This window comes from Pseudomonas sp. SDO5522_S412, assembly GCF_054071215.1.
The window spans coordinates 1-6850 of record NZ_JBSVWQ010000279.1; the positions used below are offsets into that span (position 1 = coordinate 1).

The 6850-nt window shown below is 61.6% G+C and carries 5 protein-coding genes and 1 pseudogene; all 6 read left to right on the forward strand.

Translation table 11 applies throughout. From position 1 onward, the window contains the following. Window positions 1-113 precede the first annotated feature (113 nt). The gene (locus ACW9I6_RS29435) at window positions 114-1553 is read left to right on the forward strand and encodes a purine-cytosine permease family protein (RefSeq protein WP_087692903.1); all 1440 of its coding nucleotides are present in this window, start codon (window positions 114-116) and stop codon (window positions 1551-1553) included. Continuing rightward, a pseudogene (locus ACW9I6_RS29440) lies at window positions 1540-1687 on the forward strand (histidine ABC transporter substrate-binding protein); the annotation flags it as partial. The gene ACW9I6_RS29435 and the pseudogene ACW9I6_RS29440, both read left to right, overlap by 14 nt. A 71-nt stretch (window positions 1688-1758) precedes the next feature. Continuing rightward, complete coding sequence (locus ACW9I6_RS29445) at window positions 1759-2610, forward strand: ABC transporter permease (protein ID WP_003209260.1); 852 nt, start codon at window positions 1759-1761, stop codon at window positions 2608-2610. Continuing rightward, entirely contained in the window at window positions 2607-3431 is an 825-nt protein-coding gene (locus ACW9I6_RS29450) for a quaternary amine ABC transporter ATP-binding protein (protein WP_003209262.1), read from the forward strand. The genes ACW9I6_RS29445 and ACW9I6_RS29450 overlap by 4 nt, the downstream gene beginning before the upstream one ends. Before the next feature lie 146 nt (window positions 3432-3577). Continuing rightward, the gene (gene hutH, locus ACW9I6_RS29455) at window positions 3578-5101 is read left to right on the forward strand and encodes a histidine ammonia-lyase (RefSeq protein WP_102367932.1); all 1524 of its coding nucleotides are present in this window, start codon (window positions 3578-3580) and stop codon (window positions 5099-5101) included. 114 nt (window positions 5102-5215) lie between these two features. Beyond that, window positions 5216-6754, forward strand: coding sequence for a histidine ammonia-lyase (gene hutH, locus ACW9I6_RS29460; RefSeq protein WP_085984627.1), 1539 nt, complete (start codon window positions 5216-5218; stop codon window positions 6752-6754). The last annotated feature ends 96 nt before the right edge of the window (window positions 6755-6850 follow it).

The window sequence follows — 6850 nt, forward strand, 5'->3', positions numbered from 1 at the left end:
GCGGTGTATCAGTCACTGAAGTCGTTAGCTGACCCATCGCTTTCGCGAGCAAGCCCGCTCCCACATGTGATCTGCGTTTCACCCAAAAACAATCCATCAGAGGTTGAACATAAATGGCAGTAAAAGACGCTCGTGCAAGCACCACCCCGTTGATCGAAAGGCGTTCGATCGACTACATCCCGGAAGCGGAAAGACACGGTCGTCTATTGAGTCAGTTCACCCTGTGGTTGGGTGCCAACCTGCAAATAACTGCGATTGTCACCGGGGCCCTGGCCGTGGTGCTGGGCGGTGATGTGTTCTGGTCGTTGATCGGTCTGTTGATCGGTCAACTGTTGGGCGGTGGCGTCATGGCCCTGCATGCGGCGCAAGGCCCGCAACTGGGCTTGCCGCAGATGATCTCCAGCCGCGTGCAGTTCGGCGTGTATGGCGCGGTGATTCCACTGGTACTGGTGTGCCTGATGTACATCGGTTTTTCCGCCAGCGGCTCATTGCTGGCGGGGCAGGCGGTGGCGCAGTTGCTTCACGTTGAAGACTGGGTCGGCATCGTATTGTTCGCGGGGCTGATCATGGTGTTTACGATCTTCGGCTACCGGGTGATCCACGGCATCGGTCGCATCGCCAGCGTGCTGGGGGTGGTTGCCTTCGTGTACCTGTTCTACAGGCTGCTGGCCGGTAACGACATCGGTGCGTTGCTGGGCAACAAGCATTTTTCCCTCAGCAGTTTCCTGCTGGCGATTTCCCTCTCGGCGTCCTGGCAGATTGCGTTCGGCCCGTATGTAGCGGACTACTCGCGCTACTTGCCGCGCAGCACGCAGGCCTCGAAAACCTTCTGGGCCGTGGGCCTCGGTTCGGTGATCGGCGCGCAGGCTTCGATGGTGTTCGGTGTGTTTGCGGCAGCCCTGGCAGGCTCGCAATTCGCTCACCACGAAGTGTCGTTTATCGTCGGCCTGGGCGGCACCGGGATCGTCGCGGCGCTGCTGTATTTCAGCATCGCCTTCGGCAAGGTCACCGTCACCACCCTCAACGCCTACGGCAGCTTCATGTCGATCGCGACAATCATCAGTGGTTTCCGTGGCAGCCGGCATATCGGCAGTGGCACGCGGCTGTTGTACATCTTCGTGATGGTGTCGATTGCCGCCGCGCTGGCGTTGCTGGGCAAGGACTCGTTCCTCAAGGATTTCTCCGCGTTCATCCTGTTCCTGCTGGCGTTTTTCACGCCCTGGAGTGCGATCAACCTGGTGGACTTCTACTGCATCACCAAAGAGCGCTATGACATCCCGGCCCTGTCCAACCCCAACGGTCGCTACGGTCGCTGGAACCTGATGGGCATCAGCATCTACGTGTTCGGCGTGCTGATTCAGATGCCGTTCATCTCGACGCATTTCTACACCGGCCCACTGGTCGCGAGCCTGGGCGACACCGATATCTCGTGGATCATCGGGCTGGTGGTGCCGGCGGCGTTGTACTACTGGGCTGCGAAAAAATGGCACAGCCCGATTCCTGAGCGCCTCGTGCTGCCCGATGTGCAGGGCGCCGCTGCTCAACCTGCTTAACCAGAACCCGGTACGCATGACAAACAGCGAATTGAAACAGCAAAACTGGCGAAAACTTTCCTCAAGGGACATCCTGAACTCTGGCACGCATGGTGAGCGACAACGCAGCCAAGAAAATCGACGCGGCCTTGTAGGTTGAGCGTTTCCGGTTGCCGCCACAGGCAACCGGGCGCCCGGCCACAATCCACTGGATCGAGAGCACACTATGTTTCCTGAGAGTTTTACGTTTTCCATCGCCGACTGGGTCAACAGTTGGGTCGATGCGCTGGTGACCAACTACGGCGATGTGTTCCGGCACATCTCCGATACGTTGCTGTGGGCCATCGTTAACCTGGAAGGTTTGCTGCGCGCAGCGCCCTGGTGGTTGATGTTGCTGATTGTCGGCGGTATTGCCTGGCATGCCACTCGCAAGTGGTTCACCACCGTCGTGATCGTCGGCCTGCTGTTTCTGGTGGGCGCGGTCGGGCTGTGGGACAAGCTGATGCAAACCCTGGCGCTGATGATGGTGGCCACGGTGATCTCGGTGCTGATCGGCATTCCCCTGGGGATTCTGTCGGCCCGCAGCAACCGCCTGCGTTCGGTGCTGATGCCGCTGCTGGACATCATGCAGACCATGCCCAGCTTCGTGTACCTGATCCCGGTGTTGATGCTGTTCGGCCTGGGCAAGGTCCCGGCGATTTTCGCCACGGTGATCTACGCCGCACCGCCGCTGATTCGTCTTACCGACCTGGGCATTCGCCAGGTGGACGGTGAAGTCATGGAAGCGATCAACGCCTTCGGTGCCAACCGCTGGCAGCAACTGTTCGGCGTGCAACTGCCGCTGGCCCTGCCGAGCATCATGGCCGGGATCAACCAGACCACCATGATGGCCCTGTCGATGGTGGTGATCGCCTCGATGATCGGCGCCCGTGGCCTGGGTGAAGATGTACTGGTGGGCATCCAGACCCTCAACGTTGGACGCGGCCTTGAAGCCGGTCTGGCGATCGTGATTCTTGCCGTGGTCATCGACCGCATTACGCAAGCCTATGGTCGTCCACGGCATGAGGCGAGCAAATGACTACTGTCAGCAAAATTGAAGTCAAAAACGTATTCAAGATTTTCGGCAACCGCTCCAAGGATGCACTGGCGTTGATTGGCCAGGGCAAGAGCAAGGACGAGGTGCTGGCCGAGACTGGTTGCGTGGTGGGTGTGAACGACCTGTCCCTGAGCGTCGACACCGGTGAAATCTTCGTGATCATGGGGCTGTCGGGTTCCGGCAAGTCGACCCTGGTGCGTCACTTCAACCGGCTGATCGACCCTACCAGCGGTGCGATCCTGGTGGACGGTGAAGACATCCTGCAACTGGACATGGAAGCCTTGCGCCAATTCCGCCGGCACAAGATCAGCATGGTGTTCCAGAGCTTTGGCCTGCTGCCTCACAAGAGTGTGCTGGACAACGTTGCCTACGGCCTGAAAGTGCGTGGCGAAACCAGGCAAGTGTGCGCCGAGCGTGCGCTGCACTGGATCGAAACCGTGGGCCTCAAGGGCTATGAAAACAAATACCCGCATCAACTTTCCGGCGGCATGCGTCAGCGTGTAGGCCTGGCCCGGGCGCTGGCGGCCGACACCGACATCATCCTGATGGACGAGGCGTTCAGTGCGCTCGACCCGCTGATCCGTGCCGAGATGCAAGACCAGTTATTGGAGCTGCAAAAGACCCTGCACAAGACGATCGTGTTCATTACCCACGACCTCGATGAGGCGGTGCGCATCGGCAACCGCATTGCGATCCTCAAGGACGGCAAGCTGATCCAGGTCGGCACGCCCCGCGAGATTTTGCATTCACCGGCGGATGAGTACGTGAACCGGTTTGTCCAGCGGCGGGTGGCGGTGGTTTGATCCGATATTTGTGGTGGGTTGGCTGAGGCTATCGCAGGCAAGCCAGCTCCCACATTTGGAATGCGTTTCCCCTGTGGAAGCTGGCTCGCTTGCGATGAGGCCAGTGAAGCTGCACAACAATTGCGAATTTCATGAAGAGGTCAACGATGTCCCAGGCTGAAAAAATCATCATCGCCGACGCCCCGATGCGTTGGCAGGACGTGGTCGCCGTGGCTCGCCACGGTGCGATCCTCGAACTCTCGGGCCAGGCCTGGGCTCGCATCGACAATGCACAGGCCATCGTCCAGCGCATCGTCACCAGCGGCGAGCGCGCCTACGGCATCAACACCGGCCTGGGCGCCTTGTGCAACGTGTCGCTCAAGGACGAACAACTGAGCCGGCTGTCGCGCAATACCTTGCTCAGCCATGCCTGCGGCGTCGGTGCGCCACTGAGTGTGGAGCAAACCCGCGCGATCATTTGCGCGGCGATCATTAACTACAGCCACGGCAAATCCGGCTTGCATCCGCAGGTGGTGCATTCGCTGCTGGGGCTGCTCAACCATGGCATCACGCCGCAAGTGCCGTCCCAGGGGTCCGTGGGTTACCTGACCCACATGGCGCACATTGGCGTCGCCTTGCTCGGCGTCGGCGACGTCAGCTATCGGGGCCGTATCGTTCCCGCACACCAGGCGCTGGCTGAAGAAGGTTTGCAGCCCGTAGTGCTCGGTGCCAAGGACGGGCTGTGCCTGGTCAACGGCACGCCGTGCATGACCGGCCTCAGCAGCCTGGCCCTGGCCGATGCGCACCGCCTGCTGCAATGGGCCGATGTGATCGGTGCCATGAGCTTCGAAGGCCAGCGCGGCCAGATCGACGCCTTCGACGAAGAAATCATCGCGCTCAAGCCGCACCCGGGCATGCAGCAAGTGGGCATCAACCTGCGCGCGTTGCTGGACGGCAGCGAAGTGATCGCCAGCAGCAAAGGCATTCGTACCCAGGACGCCCTGAGCATCCGTTCGATTCCCCAGGTGCACGGCGCGGCCCGCGACCAACTGGAACACGCCACCCGGCAGATCGAAACCGAACTCAACGGTGCCACCGATAACCCGCTGGTGCTCGGCACGCCAGACAGCTACCGCGTGGTGTCCCAGGCCAATCCCCACGGGCAGTCCGTGGCCCTGGCGGCAGACATGCTGGCCATCGCCATGGCCGAAATCGGCTCCATCGCCGAGCGTCGCCTGGACCGTCTGATCAACCCGCACGTCAGTGGTTTGCCGGCGTTCCTGGTGAGCAACCCCGGGGTCAACTCCGGGATGATGATCGTGCAGTACGTCGCCGCCTCGCTGTGCGGGCAAAACCGCCAGTTGGCGCAACCGGCGGTGCTCGACAACTTCGTCACCTCGGGCCTGCAGGAAGACCACCTGAGCATGGGCACCAACGCCGCGCTGAAGCTGTATTCGGTGCTGGAAAACGTCACCCAGATCCTCGCCATCGAGTACTTGCTGGCGGCCCAGGCGTTCGAGTTCCTCCAGGAGCAACGCTTCGGCGCCGGCACCGATGCCGCCTGGCGTTTACTGCGCGAACACGTCCCGGCCTACGACCAGGACCGCTGGCTGGCGCCAGACATCGCAGCCACCGCCGCGTTGCTCAAGGACGCCGATTTACTGCAACGCACGCTACCGAATTTGCACTGACCTTTTCCCAACAATAACCAGCGTGCCAAGCCGACTGATCCTCTAAAAGAGCACAGCGGCGGATAACGGAAGCATCCGGAGCGACTGGTAGTTAACAACACTCTCAAAAGGAGCATGAATGTGACTGCGCTAAACCTGATTCCAGGCCAACTGAGCCTTGCCCAACTGCGGGCCATCTACCAGCAGCCGGTAACCCTCAGTCTGGATGACAGCGCCTCGGCCCAGATCGAAGCCAGTGTCGCCTGTGTGGAGCAGATTCTCGCCGAGAACCGCACCGCCTACGGCATCAACACCGGTTTCGGCCTGCTGGCCTCGACCCGCATTGCCAGCGAAGACCTGGAAAACCTCCAGCGTTCCCTGGTGCTGTCCCACGCCGCCGGCGTCGGTGAGCCCATCAGCGATGCGCTGGTACGGCTGGTCATGGTGCTCAAGGTCAACAGCCTGAGCCGGGGCTTTTCCGGGATTCGCCGGCAGGTCATCGACGCGCTGATCGCCCTGATCAATGCCGAGGTCTACCCGCACATTCCACTGAAAGGTTCGGTGGGCGCCTCCGGTGACTTGGCACCATTGGCCCACATGTCGCTGGTGCTGCTGGGCGAAGGCAAGGCCCGCTACAAAGGCGAATGGCTGGAAGCTACCGAAGCGCTGAAAGTTGCCGGCCTGACGCCGCTGACCCTGGCGGCCAAGGAAGGCCTGGCGCTGCTCAACGGCACCCAGGTTTCCACCGCTTATGCATTGCGTGGGCTGTTCGAGGGCGAAGATCTGTTCGCCGGTGCCCTGGCCTGTGGCGCCCTGACGGTGGAAGCCGTGCTGGGTTCGCGCTCGCCGTTCGACGCACGCATTCACGCTGCCCGGGGCCAACGCGGCCAGATCGACTCTGCGGCCGCGTATCGCGCCCTGCTGGGTGAAAGCAGCGAAGTGTCGCAATCCCACGAGAACTGCGACAAGGTCCAGGACCCGTACTCCTTGCGTTGCCAGCCACAAGTCATGGGCGCCTGCCTGACCCAGTTCCGCCAGGCGGCCGAAGTGCTGGTGGTGGAAGCCAACGCCGTGTCGGATAACCCACTGGTGTTCGCGGCTGAAGGTGACGTGATTTCCGGTGGCAACTTCCACGCCGAACCGGTGGCCATGGCGGCGGACAACATGGCGCTGGCCATCGCGGAAATCGGCTCCCTGAGCGAGCGTCGCATCTCGTTGATGATGGACAAGCACATGTCGCAACTGCCGCCATTCCTGGTGGGCAATGGCGGTGTGAACTCCGGCTTTATGATCGCCCAGGTGACGGCGGCGGCATTGGCCAGCGAGAACAAGGCACTGGCGCATCCCCATAGCGTCGACAGCCTGCCGACGTCAGCCAACCAGGAAGACCACGTGTCGATGGCCCCGGCGGCGGGCAAGCGCCTGTGGGAAATGGCCGAGAACACCCGCGGTGTGCTGGCGGTGGAATGGTTGGCGGCTTGCCAGGGCCTGGACCTGCGCAATGGCTTGAAGACTTCGCCGGCGCTGGAAAAGGCGCGTGGGATCCTGCGCAGCAAAGTCGCGTTTTATGAGAAGGACCGCTTCTTTGCGCCGGACATCAATGCCGCCAGTGAGCTGCTGGCAACGCGTTGCCTGAACGAGCTGGTGCCGGCGAAGTTGTTGCCGAGCTTGTAAGAGCGACACCGATCCAGTGTGGGAGCTGTCGAGCCCCGGCGAGGCTGCGATGGCGCCGGAACAGGCAACACTTTCGTAGCCTGACCCACCGCTATC

Bases quoted from the DNA above. Each gene is read 5' to 3' on its own strand.
- hutH (WP_085984627.1), top strand. From the start codon at position 5,216: ATGAATGTGACTGCGCTAAACCTGATTCCAGGCCAACTGAGCCTTGCC.
- ACW9I6_RS29435 (WP_087692903.1), top strand. From the start codon at position 114: ATGGCAGTAAAAGACGCTCGTGCAAGCACCACCCCGTTGATCGAAAGG.
- hutH (WP_102367932.1), top strand. From the start codon at position 3,578: ATGTCCCAGGCTGAAAAAATCATCATCGCCGACGCCCCGATGCGTTGG.
- ACW9I6_RS29450 (WP_003209262.1), top strand. From the start codon at position 2,607: ATGACTACTGTCAGCAAAATTGAAGTCAAAAACGTATTCAAGATTTTC.
- ACW9I6_RS29445 (WP_003209260.1), top strand. From the start codon at position 1,759: ATGTTTCCTGAGAGTTTTACGTTTTCCATCGCCGACTGGGTCAACAGT.